The sequence below is a fragment of the Marinobacter zhejiangensis genome (genome assembly GCF_900114775.1).
GTDB lineage: Bacteria > Pseudomonadota > Gammaproteobacteria > Pseudomonadales > Oleiphilaceae > Marinobacter > Marinobacter zhejiangensis.
On record NZ_FOUE01000003.1, the window covers coordinates 428,059 to 445,504 of the forward strand.

General features: G+C 57.8%; 17 protein-coding genes. 8 read left to right on the forward strand and 9 right to left on the reverse strand.

The features are described 5' to 3' along the window. The first annotated feature begins 2 nt into the window (after window positions 1–2). The 7 genes from BMZ67_RS11855 (at window position 3) to BMZ67_RS11885 (ending at window position 7,286) form a co-directional block, all read left to right on the forward strand. Window positions 3–746 carry an alpha/beta fold hydrolase gene (locus BMZ67_RS11855; RefSeq protein ID WP_092022862.1) on the forward strand — a complete coding sequence of 248 codons (744 nt, stop codon included), beginning with the start codon at window positions 3–5 and terminating at the stop codon, window positions 744–746. Beyond that, entirely contained in the window at window positions 746–1,534 is a 789-nt protein-coding gene (bioC, locus tag BMZ67_RS11860) for a malonyl-ACP O-methyltransferase BioC (protein ID WP_092022864.1), read from the forward strand. Before BMZ67_RS11855 ends, bioC begins: the two co-directional genes overlap by 1 nt. Before the next feature lie 46 nt (window positions 1,535–1,580). Continuing rightward, complete coding sequence (gene bioD / locus BMZ67_RS11865; RefSeq protein ID WP_092022866.1) at window positions 1,581–2,279, forward strand: dethiobiotin synthase; 699 nt, start codon at window positions 1,581–1,583, stop codon at window positions 2,277–2,279. Window positions 2,280–2,351: 72 nt separating this feature from the next. Further along, window positions 2,352–2,597 (forward strand): flagellar basal body rod C-terminal domain-containing protein, encoded by a 246-nt coding sequence (locus tag BMZ67_RS11870; protein ID WP_092022868.1) that lies wholly within the window; start codon window positions 2,352–2,354, stop codon window positions 2,595–2,597. Between the two features lie 78 nt (window positions 2,598–2,675). Continuing rightward, entirely contained in the window at window positions 2,676–3,230 is a 555-nt protein-coding gene (locus tag BMZ67_RS11875) for a putative metalloprotease CJM1_0395 family protein (protein WP_092022870.1), read from the forward strand. 228 nt (window positions 3,231–3,458) lie between these two features. Further along, window positions 3,459–5,258, forward strand: coding sequence for an acyl-CoA dehydrogenase C-terminal domain-containing protein (locus BMZ67_RS11880; RefSeq protein ID WP_092022872.1), 1,800 nt, complete (start codon window positions 3,459–3,461; stop codon window positions 5,256–5,258). Between the two features lie 237 nt (window positions 5,259–5,495). After that, window positions 5,496–7,286: an acyl-CoA dehydrogenase C-terminal domain-containing protein gene (locus BMZ67_RS11885; RefSeq protein ID WP_092022874.1), complete on the forward strand. Its 1,791-nt coding sequence runs from the start codon at window positions 5,496–5,498 to the stop codon at window positions 7,284–7,286. A 115-nt stretch (window positions 7,287–7,401) separates the two neighbouring features. Here the strand turns inward: BMZ67_RS11885 and BMZ67_RS11890 are convergent, their stop codons facing one another. The 5 genes from BMZ67_RS11890 to leuS form a co-directional block, all read right to left on the reverse strand. Continuing rightward, window positions 7,402–8,037, reverse strand: coding sequence for an endonuclease (locus BMZ67_RS11890; RefSeq protein ID WP_092022876.1), 636 nt, complete (start codon window positions 8,035–8,037; stop codon window positions 7,402–7,404). A gap of 231 nt (window positions 8,038–8,268) precedes the next feature. Next, complete coding sequence (locus tag BMZ67_RS11895; protein ID WP_092022878.1) at window positions 8,269–8,532, reverse strand: hypothetical protein; 264 nt, start codon at window positions 8,530–8,532, stop codon at window positions 8,269–8,271. A gap of 85 nt (window positions 8,533–8,617) precedes the next feature. Continuing rightward, window positions 8,618–9,622, reverse strand: coding sequence for a DNA polymerase III subunit delta (gene holA, locus BMZ67_RS11900; protein WP_092022880.1), 1,005 nt, complete (start codon window positions 9,620–9,622; stop codon window positions 8,618–8,620). Beyond that, on the reverse strand, window positions 9,619–10,188 hold the full coding sequence (locus BMZ67_RS11905; RefSeq protein ID WP_092022882.1) for an LPS-assembly lipoprotein LptE: 570 nt from the start codon (window positions 10,186–10,188) through the stop codon (window positions 9,619–9,621). Before BMZ67_RS11905 ends, holA begins: the two co-directional genes overlap by 4 nt. Before the next feature lie 29 nt (window positions 10,189–10,217). After that, the gene (leuS, locus tag BMZ67_RS11910) at window positions 10,218–12,803 is read right to left on the reverse strand and encodes a leucine--tRNA ligase (protein ID WP_092023269.1); all 2,586 of its coding nucleotides are present in this window, start codon (window positions 12,801–12,803) and stop codon (window positions 10,218–10,220) included. A gap of 214 nt (window positions 12,804–13,017) precedes the next feature. On the opposite strand from leuS, the gene BMZ67_RS11915 reads away from it, so the two are divergent. Further along, complete coding sequence (locus BMZ67_RS11915; RefSeq protein ID WP_092022884.1) at window positions 13,018–13,569, forward strand: zinc ribbon-containing protein; 552 nt, start codon at window positions 13,018–13,020, stop codon at window positions 13,567–13,569. Between the two features lie 33 nt (window positions 13,570–13,602). Here BMZ67_RS11915 and lnt read toward each other — a convergent pair whose 3' ends face one another. Genes lnt through BMZ67_RS11935 form a run of 4 tightly spaced genes read right to left on the reverse strand, consistent with a single transcriptional unit; the run spans window position 13,603 to window position 17,441 of the window. Beyond that, window positions 13,603–15,141 carry an apolipoprotein N-acyltransferase gene (lnt, locus tag BMZ67_RS11920; RefSeq protein ID WP_092022886.1) on the reverse strand — a complete coding sequence of 513 codons (1,539 nt, stop codon included), beginning with the start codon at window positions 15,139–15,141 and terminating at the stop codon, window positions 13,603–13,605. Continuing rightward, window positions 15,131–15,976 carry a CorC family transporter gene (locus BMZ67_RS11925; RefSeq protein WP_092022888.1) on the reverse strand — a complete coding sequence of 282 codons (846 nt, stop codon included), beginning with the start codon at window positions 15,974–15,976 and terminating at the stop codon, window positions 15,131–15,133. Before BMZ67_RS11925 ends, lnt begins: the two co-directional genes overlap by 11 nt. After that, window positions 15,973–16,461, reverse strand: coding sequence for an rRNA maturation RNase YbeY (gene ybeY, locus BMZ67_RS11930; RefSeq protein ID WP_092022890.1), 489 nt, complete (start codon window positions 16,459–16,461; stop codon window positions 15,973–15,975). Before ybeY ends, BMZ67_RS11925 begins: the two co-directional genes overlap by 4 nt. Continuing rightward, on the reverse strand, window positions 16,458–17,441 hold the full coding sequence (locus BMZ67_RS11935; protein WP_092022892.1) for a PhoH family protein: 984 nt from the start codon (window positions 17,439–17,441) through the stop codon (window positions 16,458–16,460). The genes ybeY and BMZ67_RS11935 overlap by 4 nt, the downstream gene beginning before the upstream one ends. Window positions 17,442–17,446: the final 5 nt, after the last annotated feature.

Below are 17,446 nucleotides of genomic sequence, written 5' to 3' on the forward strand. Positions count from 1 at the left end.
CGATGACTTCACCTGCATCATACCCGGCCCTGGTCCTGGTCGGTGGCTGGGGTGTGTCTGCGGCGATGGTGGAGCCCGTGGTTGCCGGTTGGCCTGGAGATGTTCAGGTGGTCAGCCTGGATTCCAATCTGGTTGCCGGGGTGGAAAGTATCGAGGACCTCGCCTCTGCACTGCAGTCTGCGTTTCCTCGGCCGGCGGTATGGCTGGGGTGGTCTCAGGGTGGGCAGGTTGCTATGTCAGTGGCTCAACAGGCCCCCGATCAGGTCTTGGCGGTCGTTACCCTGTGCAGCTTCCCCCGGTTTGTTGCGGCGGACGATTGGCCGTACGGGATGTTGCCTGACACGTTCAGGCAGTTCCGCGAGGGCGTCGAGCGGGAGCCGGAACGTTACTGGAAGCGGTTTCTGGCGTTACAGGTACTGGGAAGTGCCGATGAAAAGTCGGGGCGGCGTGATCTCGCTCCGTGGCTGGCCACCGGGCCATCCCTGAGCCCTGAAGACCTGAGACGAACACTGGATTGGCTCGGTACCACCGATCAACGGCGGCTGTGGCAGCATCCCACGGTCAGTACCCTGCACCTGTGGGGTGATCAGGACTACCTGGTGGACAGTCACCTGGTGGACGTTATCGCAAACTGGGGCGGTGAAACACGCCAGGTATCGGGTATGGGGCATTGGCCCCGGGGCTCTGCCGTCGCCCGCTGTCAGGATGAAATTCGCCGTTTTGTCGCATCGCTGGGGGTGAGGTAATGGCCGAGTTGATCGCAGAAAAGACCAGCGTGGCCCGAGATTTCGGTGGAGCGTCGGCTTCCTACGACGAAGCGGCCAGGTTGCAGCGCCACATGGGGCAGCGCCTCCTTGACTTGTTCGCGGGGTGTGGACCGGTTGATCAGATACTTGATCTTGGGTGTGGCACCGGTCAATTTGCCGAAGGGTTGCAGCAAGAGTGGCCGGGGGCGTCGCTAGCCGCAGTGGACTTGTCCGAGGCGATGATCCGCCATGCCCGTGAACACCGGAGCGGGTCTGTGCGTTGGGCGGTGGCGGATGCCGAATCTTTGCCGTTTACCGATCAGAGCATGGATGTGATCTTCAGTAATCTCATGATTCAGTGGTGTGCAGACCCTCGCCCGGTACTGAAGGAATGCCTCCGTGTTTTGCGCCCTGGCGGTCGCCTGATGTGCTCGACGCTCCTGGAGGGAACCCTGGCTGAACTGGCTGCGGCCTGGCAGGTTGTGGACCCCGGAGTGTCACATATCAATCGATTTGAGTCTTGCCACCGACTTGAACAGCAGTTGTTGGAAGTGTTTGCCGGGGCGCGTGTGGAGCAAGAGACCATCCGTCTGCCTTACCGGTCCCCGTTGTTGTTACTGAATGAGCTGAAGTCACTCGGTGCCCAGTACAAGGGTGAGGGGCGGCGGCGAACACTGACTGCTCCGGGCCGTATTCGCCGATTGTGTCAGGCGTACGAGCGAGAGTCCGGCCAGGTGTTTGCAACCTATCAGGCAGGCTACCTTGTTTGCCAGAAAAGTGTTGGGTAAAGCGGTGGGCATGGTGCCCTTGATGAAATAGGAGAGGTTGACTGCAATGGCAAAGCGTACGTTCTTTGTAACCGGGACCGATACCGGTGTTGGCAAAACCCTGGTATCCGCCGCTATCTTGCGTGCAGCAGGGCAGGCGGGGTTACGGACACTGGGAATGAAGCCCATTGCATCCGGCTGCGACGACACCGCGGAGGGTTTGAGGAATGAAGATGCGTTGCTGCTGCAAGAGGCAATGACCGAAACCCTCAGTTACGACCAGATCAATCCGATTGCGCTGAAGCCGGCGATTGCTCCCCACGTGGCGGCCGCACAGGAACAGCGTGTGATCAGTGCTCAACGGCTGGTTGGTTTCTGTCGGGGTATGCAAATGCAGCCTGCTGACCTGTTGCTGATTGAAGGCGCGGGTGGCTGGCGGGTGCCCCTCAATGACCGGGAAACCTATGCCCGGGTGCCGCAGGCATTGGAAATTCCGGTAATTATGGTGGTGCCGCTTCAGCTGGGCTGTATCAACCATGCACTATTGACGGCTGAGGCCATTCGCTCCGACGGTCTGAAGGTCGCCGGTTGGGTGGCAAACCGGCCTTCCCCTGAAACCATGAGCTGTGAGAGCGACACCCTTGACTACCTCCGTTCCCACCTGCCGGCCCCGTGCCTTGGGGTGCTGCCCTGGCAGGCGGATGTTGACCTGGCGGTGTTGGCGGAAGCGCTTGAGTTGGGGCCATTACTCGGCGAGCGCCCATGACAGGATTGGTTGAAAATTGGCCGGGTCTGTGACCTAATGGAACGGTTTATTGGCTGTTAAGTGGTCGCCAACATGATTCAGAATACGCTTGCAATTGGGATTCAGGGCATCCAGGACGGCATGCTCGGTATGGAAAATGCTGCGCGTAAAATTGCCCGCGGTGGTGTTGACGGTCCCCAAGGCTCAGCCTCTGGGAACGGCGACCTGATTGAGCCGATCGTTGAACTGAAACTTTATCAGCGAAGCGTTGAAGCCTCAGCACAAGTGGTTAAAACCGCTGACGAAACCCTTGGAACCTTGCTGGATATCATGGCCTGATCGGGCCTCTGGAAATAACCCCTTCTCTGTTATTTGTTGTCTGTTATTCGGTGACCTGCGGACCAGGGAGGCAGGCTGATGATAACGTCTGTTTCCTCCAGCTCTCCGTATACCGCATTTCAGGCTCATGACCGTTCCAGTGTCGGCGCTGCGCCCTCAATAACCGAAGCTGATTTGCAATCGCTCGGCAAGCTGAAAGCGCGGGACCGCGAGGTTCGGGCTCACGAAGCGGCTCACCAGAGTGTTGGCGGGGTCCATGCTGGCGCTGCCAGCTTTACCTATCAGCGTGGCCCCGATGGCGTTCAGTATGCCATTGGCGGTGAAGTGCCCATCGACCTGGCGACGGTTGAGGGGAATCCTCAGGCAACCATCGAAAAAATGCGAACGGTACAGGCGGCGGCCCTGGCGCCGGCGCAGCCATCAAGCCAGGATCGGGCGGTCGCAGCAGAAGCCGCCAGAATCCTGCTTCAGGCGCAGGCTGAACTGGTTCAGAACACCCATTCCTCTCGTATCCAGGCAGTGCAACCTCCAGAAAAGGATGGGCGCGCTGCTGTCGACACCTATCGCTCCATCTCCGGTATGTCGCAGACGAACACAGAAGAGCGACTTTCAGGGACTCAGCTACAGGCTTGATTTTCTGGCCCTTTCAGGAGCGGTCAGGGCCTCCTTGGGCGGTTGTGGTGTGGATCAGCTACATAAATTTGCTTTCCTGCCCTTGACATCCCAAGGCTAACAAACGTATGTTTCAAACACTTGTTTAACTGATCCCGATGACAGTCTTGTTACGGGGTCTGAACAAAACCAATGGCAACGTACTGCAGAGCTGATTGCAGTCCTAACCGACAGATGAGGTGAAAGCCCATGCCCGAATACAAAGCGCCCCTGCGTGACATCAAATTCGTAATGAATGAGCTGCTGGATAGCGAGCAGCACTACGCCAGTCTGGAAGGCGCCGAAGATGCAACCCCGGATATGGTTGATGCCATCATCCAGGAAGGTGCCAAGTTCGCTGAGCAGGTGTTGTCCCCTCTGAACGCTGTAGGCGATCAGGAAGGCTGTACCTGGAGTGAAGAGGGTGTGACCACTCCGAAAGGCTTCAAAGAAGCCTATCAGCAGTACGTTGAAGGCGGCTGGCCGTCCATGACTGCAGATCCCACTTACGGTGGTCAGGGCCTGCCAGCTTCTATCGGCATCGTTATTAGCGAAATGGTAGGAACCGCGAACTGGTCTTGGGGTATGTACCCGGGCCTGAGCCATGGCGCGACCAACACTGTTGAAGCCCACGGCACCGAAGAGCAGAAGCAGACCTACCTGACCAAGCTGATCAGCGGTGAGTGGACCGGTACCATGTGTCTGACTGAGCCGCACTGTGGCTCTGACCTGGGTATCCTGCGCTCCAAAGCTGAGCCGAACGCTGATGGTTCGTACAGCATCACCGGTACCAAGATCTTTATCTCTGCCGGTGACCACGACATGGCCGAGAACATTGTTCACATCGTTCTGGCTCGCCTGCCGGGTGCTCCGGAAGGTACCAAGGGTATCTCCCTGTTCATCGTTCCCAAGCGCCTGCCGAATGACGATGGCTCCGCTGGTGAAATGAACGCAGTTTCCTGTGGTTCCCTGGAGCACAAGATGGGTATCCACGGTAACGCCACTTGCGTCATGAACTTCGATGGTGCCAAAGGTTGGCTGATCGGACCTGAGAACAAAGGTCTGAACTGCATGTTCACCTTCATGAACACCGCTCGTATCGGTACTGCGATCCAGGGTCTGGGCGCGTCCGAGCTGGGCTTCCAGGGCTCACTGGCCTATGCCAAAGACCGTCTGGCCATGCGCTCTCTGACCGGTCCGAAAAATCCGGAAGGCCCTGCTGATCCGATCATCGTTCACCCGGACGTACGTCGCATGCTGCTGACCCAGAAGAGTGTTGCTGAAGCAGCCCGTGCTCTGGTTTACCTGGCAGCCCAACAGGCTGACGTTGTCCATCAGGGCAAGACCGAAGAAGAGAAGAAAGCTGCAGACGCCATGCTGGGCTTCCTGACTCCGATCGCCAAGGCATTCCTGACCGAAATCGGCTTTGAGTCTGCCAACCTGGGTATGCAAGTCTTCGGTGGTCACGGCTTCATTACCGAGTGGGGCATGGAGCAGAACGTACGTGACGCTCGTATCGGCATGATCTACGAGGGTACCACTGGTATCCAGGCGCTCGACCTGCTGGGCCGTAAGGTTCTGATGACCCAGGGTGAAGCTCTGAAACAGTTCACCAAGCTGGTTCACGTTTTCTGCAAGGAAAACGCGGACAACGAACAGCTGAAGGAATTCCTTGAGCCGCTGCAGGCAATGAACAAGGAGTGGGGCGATCTGACCATGAAGATCGGCATGAACGCCATGAAGAACCGTGACGAAGTCGGTGCCGCTTCTGTGGATTACCTGATGTACTCCGGTTATGCCGTATTCGCTTACCTGTGGGCCCGTATGGCCAAGGTAGCTCTGGATGCCATGGCTGAAGGTACAACTGAAGAGGCCTTCTACAACTCCAAGGTTCAGACAGCTCGCTTCTACTTCAAGCGTTTGCTGCCGCGCTCCAAAGGTCACGCTGAAATGATGCTGGCCGGTGCCGACACACTGATGGATCTGTCGGAAGATGCGTTCGCATTCTAAGGTAGCCATTCGGTAAGCCTGAAAACCCGCTTCTCGCTTGTGTGAGATGCGGGTTTTTTAGTATTTGGCGCCATTCCCCGGCGACCTTGTGTTCGATGACGTGAGAGATCGTTAAAAATTGGGTAGAATACCCGCCGCACACTGAGCAAGCGCAAAGGGCGACGGCGTTTAAATGGGGAAAACAAGAAGACCCTGACTTGTCGTGAGTGCTAAGAATTAACTATTGGAGAGTGATAGATGGCTGATTATCAAGCGCCCCTTCGTGACATGCGCTTTGTTCTGAACGAAGTATTCGAAGCCCCAGCTCTTTGGAGCAGCATGCCAAAACTGGCAGAGAACGTCGATGCGGATACTGCCGACGCCATCCTGGAAGAAGCCGGCAAGATTGCTGGTGGCGTACTGGCGCCGCTGAACCGCGAAGCCGACGAGCAGGGTAGCAAGTGGAACGACGGCGAAGTGACCGCACCGGAGGGCTTCAAAGAAGCGTACCAGACCATTGTGGAAGGTGGCTGGAACGGCCTGGGTGGTAACCCGGAGTTCGGTGGTATGGGCATGCCGAAAATGCTGGTGGCCCAGTTTGAAGAAATGATGCAGGGCGCCAACATGTCTTTCGGACTGGCGCCGATGCTGACTGCAGGCGCTTGTTTGTCGCTGAATGCGCACGGTAGCCAGGAACTGAAGGAAAAATACCTGCCCAACATGTATTCCGGCGTTTGGGCTGGCGCCATGGATCTGACCGAGCCCCATGCCGGTACCGATCTGGGTATTATCCGCACCAAGGCCGAGCCGAACGGCGACGACTCCTACAGTGTCACCGGTACCAAGATTTTCATCACTTGGGGTGAGCACGACATGGCGGAGAACATCATCCACCTGGTGCTGGCCAAGTTGCCGGATGCTCCGGCTGGTCCCAAGGGTATTTCCCTGTTCCTGGTACCGAAGTTCTTGGTCAACGATGACGGTTCCCTGGGTGAGCGCAACAGCTTTAGCTGTGGTTCCATTGAAAAGAAAATGGGCATCAAAGCGTCTGCTACCTGCGTGATGAACTTTGACGGCGCCAAAGGCTGGCTGGTTGGTGAAGCCAACAAGGGTCTGGCCGCGATGTTCACCATGATGAACTACGAGCGCCTGGGTGTAGGTATCCAGGGTATTGGTGCGGCCGAAGCTTCTCTGCAGAATGCCCGTGTGTACGCCCTGGACCGCATTCAGAGCCGTGCTCCCACCGGTGCCCAGCAGAAGGACAAGGCGGCTGACCCAATTATCGTCCACCCGGACGTGCGTCGCATGCTGCTGACCATGAAGAGCTACGTTGAGGGCGGTCGTGCATTCTCAACTTACGTTGCCCAGTGGCTGGATATTTCCAAGTTCTCGGACAATGACGAGCAGCGTCAGCATGCGGAAGGCATGGTTGCCCTGCTGACTCCGGTTGCCAAGGCATTCCTGACCGACCGTGGCTTGGACGCCTGTATTCTTGGCCAGCAGGTCTTTGGCGGTCATGGTTTCATTCGTGAGTGGGGCCAGGAGCAGCTGGTTCGGGACTGCCGGATTACCCAGATCTACGAAGGCACCAATGGTATCCAGGCTCTGGATCTGATGGGACGTAAGGTCGTCGCTAGCAAGGGTAAACTGTTCGAACTGTTTGCTGCTGACGTGGCTACGTTCATTCAGGACAACAGCAATGACGATGTTTTGCGTCCTTACCTCGAGTCGCTGTCTGCGGCGCTGGAGCGCCTGGATGATGTGACGGATGCTGTGATTAAGCAGGCTGAAGTCACGCCGAACGCGATTGGTGCGGCCTCTGTTGACTACCTGGACATGTTCGGTCTGACCGCGCTGGCCTACATGTGGGCCAAGATGGTCAAGGTTGCCGCGCAAAAGGCGGAAGGTGACACATCCGGTTTCTACACTGGCAAGCTGAAGACCGCTCGTTTCTACTTTGAGCGTCTATTGCCAAAAACGGTTTCTCTGGCTGAAGGCATCCGCAGTGGCAGCGATGCCATGATGGACCTGTCTGACGACGAGTTCTAAACCGCCGTTACCGGACCAATAAGCGGCGAGCCGGTGTGGGTCGTCGTTTATAGCAAATAAAAAAGTCGGGCTCAGGCCCGACTTTTTTATTTGCTAATATTCCAGCCTGAAAGGATCAGAGCTGTGCCATTCGGGCGGGCTCCTGAACAAACGGGTTGCTGTTTCCCTGAATGTCCATGACTCGGTTGTGACGGGTCAGCTCGTTATCATCGGGGGGATCCAGTTCATTCCAGCCCTGGAGGATCGTCAGCGTCCCCACCCAAGGCAGGTCGTACGTGGTGACCATATAGGCCACGGTCCTGGCTACATCGCCTTTGACCCTCTCCGGCGGCTCGATGAACTGGGCCTGTTCCCGGATGTCGCATTCGCCCATTGGCGCGGTTGAGGCAAGCTGTTCGTATTTTGCATTCCGGCGTCGCATTTCTATTCGGCTCTGTACCGGCACGATGTTGTGAAGGTCTGAGGCAATCTGGCGATAGCGGTCATCTTTCTCGCACTGTCTGGGTGTGCCACAGCGAAGCGCATCCCGTACGTGCGAGAGTGGGTAGATGTAGCCGTCGCTGACCAGGAAGCCTTTGCTGGAAAAGGGGGTGTTGCAGAAGAAGGTTGTACCTCCATCCGCATAGAGGTTGCCCCAGAACTGTTCGTTGACCGTTGTATCAGGGTCATTGAAGCGAGTGTTCTGCCCAGTGACCAAGTTGGGGAGGAATATAAGGACGGCAATCAGGGTGAGTAGGCGTGTAGGTTTCATATTGTGTTTATATACCCCGCTACTTAACGTCGGCACTGGCTAATCAGGCCATGAGCAGAATTGCTTGCGATTTGGCCTGAGTGGACACTTTTTGTCCAGCTTCGTGTGCCTGCTTGTCCTCCCTGACGTAATAAATGACACATGGTTCACTGATCAGTATGGCACAGCAACACCACTCGGGCAGAGCCGAGTGGTGTTGATTTGTAATGATATGTGTAGTCGGTGAACAGGTTACTTGAGGCGGTCCCGGAGTTTCTGGTAGCGATCGCGGAGCTGTTCCGCAAATTCGTGAGCGGACTCCTGGGCCTCTTTCGATGCATCGCTGGCATCATGCAGAAGTTCGTCGAGACGATGTTTGAAACGGTCCCACTCAACCTCAAGGTCGTCCCATTCGTCTTTGATGTCCTCATGGGCGAGGTGCAGCTGAACCTTGGCTTCATCCCGATATTGCTTGATCTTTTCTCTAGCCTTTTTCAGTTCCTCTGGAAGCTTCATTGTCATCTCCATTAACCGGATGGTTATTCGGGTGGAGTTTCAACATGCACCCTGGCGGGAAAAGTTGTCAAGAGGTGAAACGGGCTCAGCGGGTGGCCATCAGGGTGGCCAGATCCTGCAAGTGGTGCCAGGGGGAGAGATCGCCAAATCCCTTGGCGGCACGATCGGTTTCGCTGCACAGGCGCAGGGCTTCATACAGGGTTGGGCGGGAAAGGCGTCGGGCGGCTTGCTCAAGGGCGCGGGCGCGCTGGGGTTGACGAATGCCCCGCTGTTTCAGGAAGGCTCCAGCCGGCTCTCGCTTGGCGAGGTTCTTCTGCAGTTCCAGGGTCAGGTTCAGGTCGCGGCTGAGTATGCTCAGAAGGCCAAGAGGGCTGTCTCCCTCCTGCTGAACAAAGTTGATGATCCGGCGGGCCGTGGTGGCATTGCCGGTGAGCAGTTCCGACACCAGTTCGAAGATATTGAAGCGGGCGCTGTCCTGTACGGCTTGCTCCACCGCTTCCGCGTCAACGGTACCGCCATGGCATAGCAGGGCGAGGCGTTCGAGTTCCTGGGCCGCTGCAAGCAGGTTGCCTTCAAGGCGTTCTGACAGCATATCCAGCGCTTCGCGGGTGACCTGCAGTCCCTGGTTCCTTGCACGTTGTTGCAGCCAGGCCGGAAACTTGTCGGTATCCACGGGCCACACGGTGACGTGAACCCCTTTGTCCTGAAGGAGCTTGTACCACTTGCGGCGGGTTTCCGCGGCATCGAGGCGGGCGCTGATCAGGATCAGCAGGATGTCTTCCGGTGGGTTAGGTAAGACCTGTTCAAGGATCTTGCGGCCGTCACCCAGTTTGCCATTGGGAAGGTGGATTTCTATCCGGCGCTGCTCGGCAAACAGAGATAAGGCGCCAAACTCTTCTCCTACGCTGTTCCAGTCAAGCTGTTGGTCGGCGTGGTAGGTGGTGCGGTCTTTGAATCCGGCTTCGCGAGCGGCCTTGCGAATCTGGTCGCAGCACTCCTGTACCAGCAGGGGCTCATCGCCTGACACCAAGTACACCGGGTGCAGGCCTTTTTTGAGCAACTGGGGGAGTTGTGCCGGTTGAGTCTTCATTGAGGCTCGTCGGTCTCCAGCGGAGGTTGCGCCTGGGCCCGGGCTTCGATCGCCTTGATGCGGGCGTCCGTCATCGGGGTCAGGCGAAAAATGACCTGCTGAGCCAATCGCTGGTAAAGCGCCGTTTCAATGTCCTGCTGCTCTCGCCGCTTGGCAAGCACCTGGTCCTCATCGTAACGATAAGACTCACTGGCATTGAGTTCGGTTTCGGCAATCAGGGGAAGCCCGCTGCTGCTTTGCAGGTCGACCCAAACACGCTGCCGCAGGTCATACTCTGCGGCGGCGCCTTGCAGGGTGATTGCGCTCGCGCGGCGGCTTTGCTCAAACCGGGTCAGTCTCAGGCGATAGCTCGCCTGAGCGGGGTCGGCGAGGGTGACTCCGCCGAGTGCGAGCTGGTCTGTGACTGCGTTACAGAGCTGCGCAGGCACATTGCTTACGCATTGCACCGATAAGGGCTGGAGGGCTGCGGAAACCGGTGCCGCCCCTCGCAGCTGAAAGCCACAACCGCTGGTCACCGTAACGGTGGCCAGCAGGGCGGCTTTAATCAACAGTGAGGTGGAGGCCATTGTCCGGTTCCTGTTGCCCTCAGTGGTCATCAGTTGGCCACGATGTTAACGAGTTTGCCGGGCACGACGATCACTTTACGAATGGTCTTGCCTTCGGTGAACCGAATCACGTTCTCGTTTTCCAGGGCCAGTTTCTCAAGGGTGGCCTTGTCAATGTCCGCAGCCACATCGGCTTTCGCCCGGACCTTGCCGTTGACCTGGAGAACAACCTGGATTTCGGTCTCCACCATGGCGCTTTCGTCCGCCTTGGGCCAGTCAGCATCCACCACCGGGTTGCTATGACCCAGGGCTTGCCAGAGACTGTGGCAAACGTGTGGCGTAATCGGTGACAGCAGGAGAACGGCAGCTTCCAGCGCTTCCTGGATCACCGCGCGGGTCTGCGCCTCATTGTCGCCAAGTTTGCCGATCTCATTCATCAGCTCCATGACCTTGGCAATCGCGGTGTTGAAGGTCAGGCGATGGCTGACGTCATGGCTCACGTTCTTGATGGTCTTGTGAGTCTTGCGACGCAGGGCCTGTTGGCCATCGTTGAGACTGCTGACGTCCAGTGTGGGAACCTCACCAGCCGCCCGGTGATCGCTGACGGCACGCCACAGGCGCTTGAGGAAGCGGTGAGCGCCTTCAACCCCACTGTCGGACCACTCCAGGGACTGCTCGGGAGGAGCGGCAAACATCATGAACAGGCGGACGGTATCGGCGCCGTACTGATCAATGATCGCTTGGGGGTCGATGCCGTTGTTCTTCGATTTGGACATCTTGGTCATGCCGTCCGGAGTGACGGGTTGGCCATCTTCCTTAGAGGTAGCGCTGACCACCTGGCCTTTTTCGTCCTTCTGAACCTGAACGTCGGCGGGGGAGATCCAGATCTTGCCGCCGTTGTCGTCTTCGCGGTAGTAGGTTTCGGCGAGGACCATGCCCTGGCACAGCAGGCGGTTGAATGGCTCGGAGCTGGTGACCAGGCCGACGTCCCGCAACAGTTTGTGGAAGAAGCGGGCGTACAGCAGGTGCAGGATCGCGTGTTCGATACCGCCGATGTACTGGTCCACCGGCAGCCAGTAGTTGGCTGCGGCCGGGTCGAGCATGCCCTTGTCGTAGTTGGGGCTGCAGAACCGGGCGTAGTACCAGGATGACTCCATGAAGGTGTCAAACGTGTCGGTTTCGAGGGTTGCCGGCTGGCCTTCGAAAGTGGTCTTGGCCCACTCCGGGTCGGCCTTGATCGGGGATTTGACGCCGTCCATTTCGACATCTTCCGGCAGGGTTACTGGGAGCTGATCGTCTGGTACCGGGCGTTCGGTGCCGTCGGCCAGGGTCATCATCGGAATAGGCGCGCCCCAATAACGCTGACGGGATACACCCCAGTCCCGCAGGCGGTAGTTAACCGTGCGTTTGCCGATACCTTGTTGTTCAAGGTCATCGGCGATGGCGTCAAAGCCTTCTTCGCTGGTCAGGCCGGTGTATTTGCCAGACGACACCAGCGTGCCTTTCTCGGTAAAGGCCTGTTCCTGGACGTCGATTTCACGGTTGTCGGTGGCGGCAATGACCTGCTTGATGGGCAGACGGTACTTGAGTGCGAACTCGTGGTCGCGCTCATCGTGGCCGGGAACGGCCATCAGCGCCCCGGTGCCGTAGTCGGTCAACACAAAGTTGGCAATCCACACCGGAACCGGTTCCTGGGTCAGCGGGTGGATTACGCGGAAACCGGTATCGATGCCGAGCTTCTCCATGGTCGCCATTTCGGCTTCGGCGACCTTGTGGTTGCGGCACTCCTCAACAAACTCGGCGACTTCCGGGCTGCGTTCGGCTGCGGCCTTGGCCAGCGGGTGTTCGGCGGCCACCGCCATATAGCTGACGCCCATCAGGGTGTCCGGGCGGGTGGTATAGACGGTCAGGCCGTCTTCGTGGTTTTCCAGTTCGAAGGTCAGCTCAACACCGACAGACTTGCCAATCCAGTTGCGCTGCATGGTTTTGACCTGTTCCGGCCAGTCTTCGAGCTGGTCGAGGTCGTTCAGCAGTTCTTCGGCGTAGTCGGTAATGCGAATAAACCACTGGGGAATCTTTTTCTGTTCTACCAGGGCGCCTGAGCGCCAGCCGCGACCGTCAACAACCTGCTCGTTGGCGAGTACCGTCTGGTCGACAGGGTCCCAGTTAACGGTGGCCATCTTCTTGTAAACCAGGCCTTTCTCATACAGCCGGGCAAAGAACCACTGCTCCCAACGGTAGTAATCCGGCTTACAGGTCGCCAGTTCGCGGTTCCAGTCGTAGCCGAACCCCAGCTGCTTAAGCTGGTTTTTCATGTATTCGACGTTGGCGTAGGTCCACTTGGCTGGCGCGGAGTTGTTCTTGATTGCGGCGTTTTCCGCAGGCAGGCCAAACGCATCCCAGCCCATGGGCTGCATGACGTTTTTGCCCTGCATACGCTGATAGCGGGAGATCACGTCGCCGATGGTGTAGTTGCGAACGTGCCCCATGTGTAGTTTTCCGCTGGGGTAAGGGAACATGGACAGGCAGTAGTACTTGGGCTTACCCGGCTCTTCCTTCACGGTGAACGTGTTGTTGTCTTCCCAGAATTTACGGGCGTTCTGTTCAACGTTGCTGGGGCTGTATTGCTCGTCCATTCCTGCCATTACCTAGATTACCCTTATGAAAAATAGATTTGCTGAGCGGCCGGACATTCTAACGTACCAGCGGCCTGACAGGTAGTCTGCCAAATTGTGAAACCTGTGCCAGAATCAAAGGAGAGCCCGGCTACATTCAGGGCTGCCGCTGAGGACTGCGTCTGTAGCGCGTGATTGGCGGTTGGGGCAAGGATCAGTTGCACGAGGAGTCGCTATGACAGAGCCAGAACGTCGCCACCTTTCCGGGCAGGCGCTAAAGGTATACAACCGCATGCTGGAACGGGTGCAGCGCGGTCTTGCAGAGGCGGGCGATATCACCGTTGAAGGTGTTCGGGAAGAGATTCGTCAGGCCGTGGAAGTGGAATATGCGCTGGAGGAAATGACGAGGGAAGAAGCCGACCTTTTGGGGGCTTATCTGGCACGGGACCTGGAGCACCTGCTTCACTTTGTGGGAGATACCGGAGAGGGGCTGACGGAATGGCTGCAGCTGGATATCTCGCTGATAGAACACCAGTTGGCGGATATGTTGTTTTCGATTGCCGACAAGACCCGGATCGATACCCTGGAACTGAATCAGAAACTGGCCAACGATGACGTCAGCCATTACATCAGCGGTGAGGTAGCGACCGCGGGTATGTTCCGGTGCCTCAACTGCGGACATATGAAATGCCTCACCGCCACCAGTCACATTGAGCCTTGTGAAGCCTGTAACTCCCACTACTTTGAGCGGGTAACCAGTCGCTGGCCGAAGGAGGCCGGAGGGTAGGATACGAAGCCCCGGAGCTAAAGGGTCCCGGAATTACGCGGGACCCTGGTTAGTCTTGGGAATCTCCCGTTCACGCACAAACACGATGAGAATCGCCGCGAACGTCAGGACTGGCCAGGAGCCGGTTTCCATGTACGGGGTGTTCCCTCGGGCCGTGTAGGCCTCGCCGCGCAGGGTTGCCTCGGTGAATTGGGGGATGCTGGTCGCGATCTGGCCTTTCTGGTCAATGATGGCCGTCAGCCCGTTATTGGTGCCGCGAACCATGTAGCGTCCGGTTTCCAGAGCCCTCATGCGGGCGATCTGAAGGTGTTGGAGCGGGCCGATGGAGTCACCAAACCAGCCGTCGTTGCTGATGGTAACGAGCAAGTCTGTGGTTCTGGCATTGATCGCCACAAAGTCCGGGTAGGCAACCTCATAACAGATGTAGGGCATGATCCTGAGGTTGTTGGCGATCAGCGGAGACTGATGTGCCGGCCCCCGGGAGAACTCCGACATGGGCAGGTCAAAAAAGCCGATGAGACCTCGAAGCCATTGCTGGAGTGGAACATATTCGCCAAAGGGCACCAGCTTCTGCTTGTGGTACATGCCCTCACCATTGCCCAGCGCCATGATGCTGTTGTGGAAGGTGAAGTCCTCAATGCGATCGCTGAACCCATACCATGGAATACCGGTGATCAGGGTGCTGTTTGGTCCCAGGTTGGTTTCGATGTGCTCAAAAATCGCGCCCGCCTGGTCCTGGGTCAGTGGAATCGCGGTTTCCGGCCACAGGATGAGGTCTTGCTGCCAGTCCTGGTTGGTCAGCCCCAGGTACGTCACGATCTGTTGCTTCAGATGGTTAGGGTCCCATTTGATCAGCTGCGGTACGTTTCCCTGCATGGTAGCGACGGAAATCGGGGCGGCTGATAGCTGGGTCCAGGCGACAGAGTTGAGCGCAGGCCCGAGCAGCCAGGGCAAAAGGCCAGCGGTAAGGGCGGCGGCTGCGGGCCCAGGGCGCTTCAGGCGCAGCAGCCCGGCACTGGCGTACAGGGCCATGCCGAGGGCAATGACCCACAGGGTTACCCCGTGAACGCCCAGGAGTGGTGCCCAACCGGCCAGCGGGCCGTCAACCTGGGCGGTGCCCAGATAAAGCCACGGGAAACCAGTGAGAAGCCAGCCCCGTAACCAGTCCCCAAGGATCCAGATGGCCGGGAACAGTAAGAGTCGCCGCAGCTTGCTGTCCTTGGCCAGTTTTCCCCAGCCCCAGAACGCGAGGCCATGGAACAGGGAGAGCCCCGCAACAAAGACAGCCGTCAGTAAAATCGAGAGCGGGACCGAGGTGTTGCCGTAATGGCTGATGCTGATATAAACCCACGAGGCCCCGCTGCCAAACAGCCCCAGCCCGGCCAGCCAGCCAGCTCGGAACAGCTTTTCTGACGGCAGGGACACGGTGCAGGCCAGAATCAGGGCGATGGAGATCGGCCCCAGCCACCACCATTCGTAAGGTGAAAAGGTGAGGGTTTGCAACGCGCCAGCGGCCAACAGGGTTATGTTGGCCAGCCAGCGGTTTTTGAGCAGGGGTGAATCAGGTGCCACTGCGTGTCACCTGGAGGAGTCGGATCACACGGTTGTCCGCATTGGCGATGGTGAACGTAAGGTTGCCCAGAGTAATGGACTCGCCGCGGCGTGGAAGGTGCCCGAACTCCTTGAGGATAACGCCCCCAATGGTGTCGAATTCCTGTTCATCAAGGTCGGTTTTGAAGAACTCATTGAAATCTTCAATGGGGGTGACGGCCTTCACCGCGAAGACCCCATTACCACGAGTCTTGATGTGAGTTTCTTCGTCAAAGTCGTGTTCGTCTTCAATTTCGCCGACGATCTGTTCCAGCACATCCTCAATGGTGATCAGTCCAGCGGTTCCGCCGTATTCATCGACCACAATGGCCATGTGGTTACGGGTTTCCTTGAACTCTTTAAGCAACTGATTCAGGCGCTTGCTTTCCGGAATGAACGTGGGCGGGCGCAGGAGCTCCCGTATCCGTGGCCAGGACAGTTCGTTGGCAAGGGCGAGGGGCAGGAGGTCTTTGGCGAGAAGAATGCCGACAACGTCATCAGGGCTGTCGCCGAGCACTGGAAAGCGGCTGTGAGCAGATTCGATGATTTCGTTGATGGCGACCTTGGGATCCAGGGATGCTTTGACGGTCACCATCTGGGAGCGGGGAATCATGATTTCCTCCACCCGCATGTCGGTAACCTGCATCGCACCTTCAATGATGCTCATGGCATCAGCGTCGATGATCTCCTCGGCTTCTGCGTCCCGTAAGATTTCCAGTATGTCCTCGGCGGACTCGGGCTCACTGGAGAAAGCCTGTGATATTCGTTCCAGCCAGGACTTGTGGCCCTGACTGCGACTCGACTGATCGTCGCTCATGAGTCTTGTTCCGTTTCCTTTGTTTCTGAGGGGTAAGCCTCGTAAGGGTTAGCATATCCAAGCTGATCGAGCAGCTGGATTTCAAGGCCTTCCATGACCTCGGCGTCTTTATCATTTATATGGTCGTAGCCCTGAAGGTGCAAGAGCCCGTGGATGACCATGTGCGCCCAGTGGGAATCCAGGGACTTATTCTGTTCCTGAGCCTCCCGGGCGACCACCTCGGCGGAGATGATCAAGTCTCCCGCCAAGGGCACCGTTATACCCGGTGGCGCTTCAAATGGAAAGGACAGCACATTGGTTGGGCCGGACTTTCCTCGATACTGGTGGTTGAGGGTTGCACTCTCCTCGCTGTCGACGATCCGGACTGTGACTTCGGAGTCGTGGTCCTGCAGCCAGGCTGCACGGGCCCAGGCGCTCAGGTCGTCGTCACCAGGTATTCCTTCCGCCTCAAAGGCCCTTTGGATATCAACCGTCAGTTCACTCATTCGCGAGCTCCACTGCCATCGTCAAAGGCGTCGTAGGCTTCAACAATGCGCTGTACCAGGGGGTGCCTGACCACGTCCTTGGACTCGAAGCGGGTAAACCCGATGCCGGGGACCTTGCTCAGTACGCCGGCGGCATGGATCAGTCCCGAATTCTGCCCACGGGGCAAGTCAACCTGCGTGGTGTCACCGGTAATGACTGCGGTCGATCCGAACCCGATCCGGGTCAGAAACATTTTCATTTGTTCCCGGGTCGTGTTCTGACTTTCGTCGAGAATGATGAACGCATTATTAAGGGTGCGTCCGCGCATAAAGGCCAGGGGGGCAATCTCAATGACATTTTTCTCGATCAGCTTGGTGACCTGGTCAAATCCCAGCATTTCGTAAAGTGCGTCGTACAGCGGGCGCAGGTAGGGGTCTACTTTCTGGGCCAGGTCGCCAGGCAGGAAGCCGAGTTTCTCTCCCGCTTCCACCGCTGGCCGAACCAGCAGGATGCGTTTGACCTGTTCGTCTTTGAGCGCTTCCACCGCACAGGCCACAGCCAGCCAGGTCTTTCCCGTGCCAGCCGGCCCAATGCCGAAGTTGATGTCGTGATTGCGGATGCTGTGGACGTATTTCAGCTGGTTGCCGCCGCGGGGCTTGGCCTGAATTTTCGGCGTCTTGATGACGACCACGCCACCCTCGTAGGGAACGTCGTCAGGGAGCCGCTCAAGGCCGGATTCGCGGATAAACAGGTGTACGGTGTCCGGGCGGATGTCGTTGCTGGCCTCAGTTTCTCGGTACATGTGGCGAATGACCTCCGCCGCTGCAGCGACATGGCTGCTGCTGCCTTCGATGCGGAAATGGTGGCCACGGCGACCGATGCGGACCTCCAGTCGTTTTTCGATCTGCTTGAGATGTTCGTCAAACTGGCCACAAAGGGTGGCCAGCCTGCGCTGGTCGACGGGGAGAAGGTCGAATTGTTTAACGTCGTTGGTTTTCAATCAGT

Coding starts and splice junctions, on each gene's coding strand:
- BMZ67_RS11855 (WP_092022862.1), top strand. CDS start 3: ATGACTTCACCTGCATCATACCCGGCCCTGGTCCTGGTCGGTGGCTGG.
- bioC (WP_092022864.1), top strand. CDS start 746: ATGGCCGAGTTGATCGCAGAAAAGACCAGCGTGGCCCGAGATTTCGGT.
- bioD (WP_092022866.1), top strand. CDS start 1,581: ATGGCAAAGCGTACGTTCTTTGTAACCGGGACCGATACCGGTGTTGGC.
- BMZ67_RS11870 (WP_092022868.1), top strand. CDS start 2,352: ATGATTCAGAATACGCTTGCAATTGGGATTCAGGGCATCCAGGACGGC.
- BMZ67_RS11875 (WP_092022870.1), top strand. CDS start 2,676: ATGATAACGTCTGTTTCCTCCAGCTCTCCGTATACCGCATTTCAGGCT.
- BMZ67_RS11880 (WP_092022872.1), top strand. CDS start 3,459: ATGCCCGAATACAAAGCGCCCCTGCGTGACATCAAATTCGTAATGAAT.
- BMZ67_RS11885 (WP_092022874.1), top strand. CDS start 5,496: ATGGCTGATTATCAAGCGCCCCTTCGTGACATGCGCTTTGTTCTGAAC.
- BMZ67_RS11890 (WP_092022876.1), bottom strand. CDS start 8,037: ATGAAACCTACACGCCTACTCACCCTGATTGCCGTCCTTATATTCCTC.
- BMZ67_RS11895 (WP_092022878.1), bottom strand. CDS start 8,532: ATGAAGCTTCCAGAGGAACTGAAAAAGGCTAGAGAAAAGATCAAGCAA.
- holA (WP_092022880.1), bottom strand. CDS start 9,622: ATGAAGACTCAACCGGCACAACTCCCCCAGTTGCTCAAAAAAGGCCTG.
- BMZ67_RS11905 (WP_092022882.1), bottom strand. CDS start 10,188: ATGGCCTCCACCTCACTGTTGATTAAAGCCGCCCTGCTGGCCACCGTT.
- leuS (WP_092023269.1), bottom strand. CDS start 12,803: ATGGACGAGCAATACAGCCCCAGCAACGTTGAACAGAACGCCCGTAAA.
- BMZ67_RS11915 (WP_092022884.1), top strand. CDS start 13,018: ATGACAGAGCCAGAACGTCGCCACCTTTCCGGGCAGGCGCTAAAGGTA.
- BMZ67_RS11925 (WP_092022888.1), bottom strand. CDS start 15,976: ATGAGCGACGATCAGTCGAGTCGCAGTCAGGGCCACAAGTCCTGGCTG.
- ybeY (WP_092022890.1), bottom strand. CDS start 16,461: ATGAGTGAACTGACGGTTGATATCCAAAGGGCCTTTGAGGCGGAAGGA.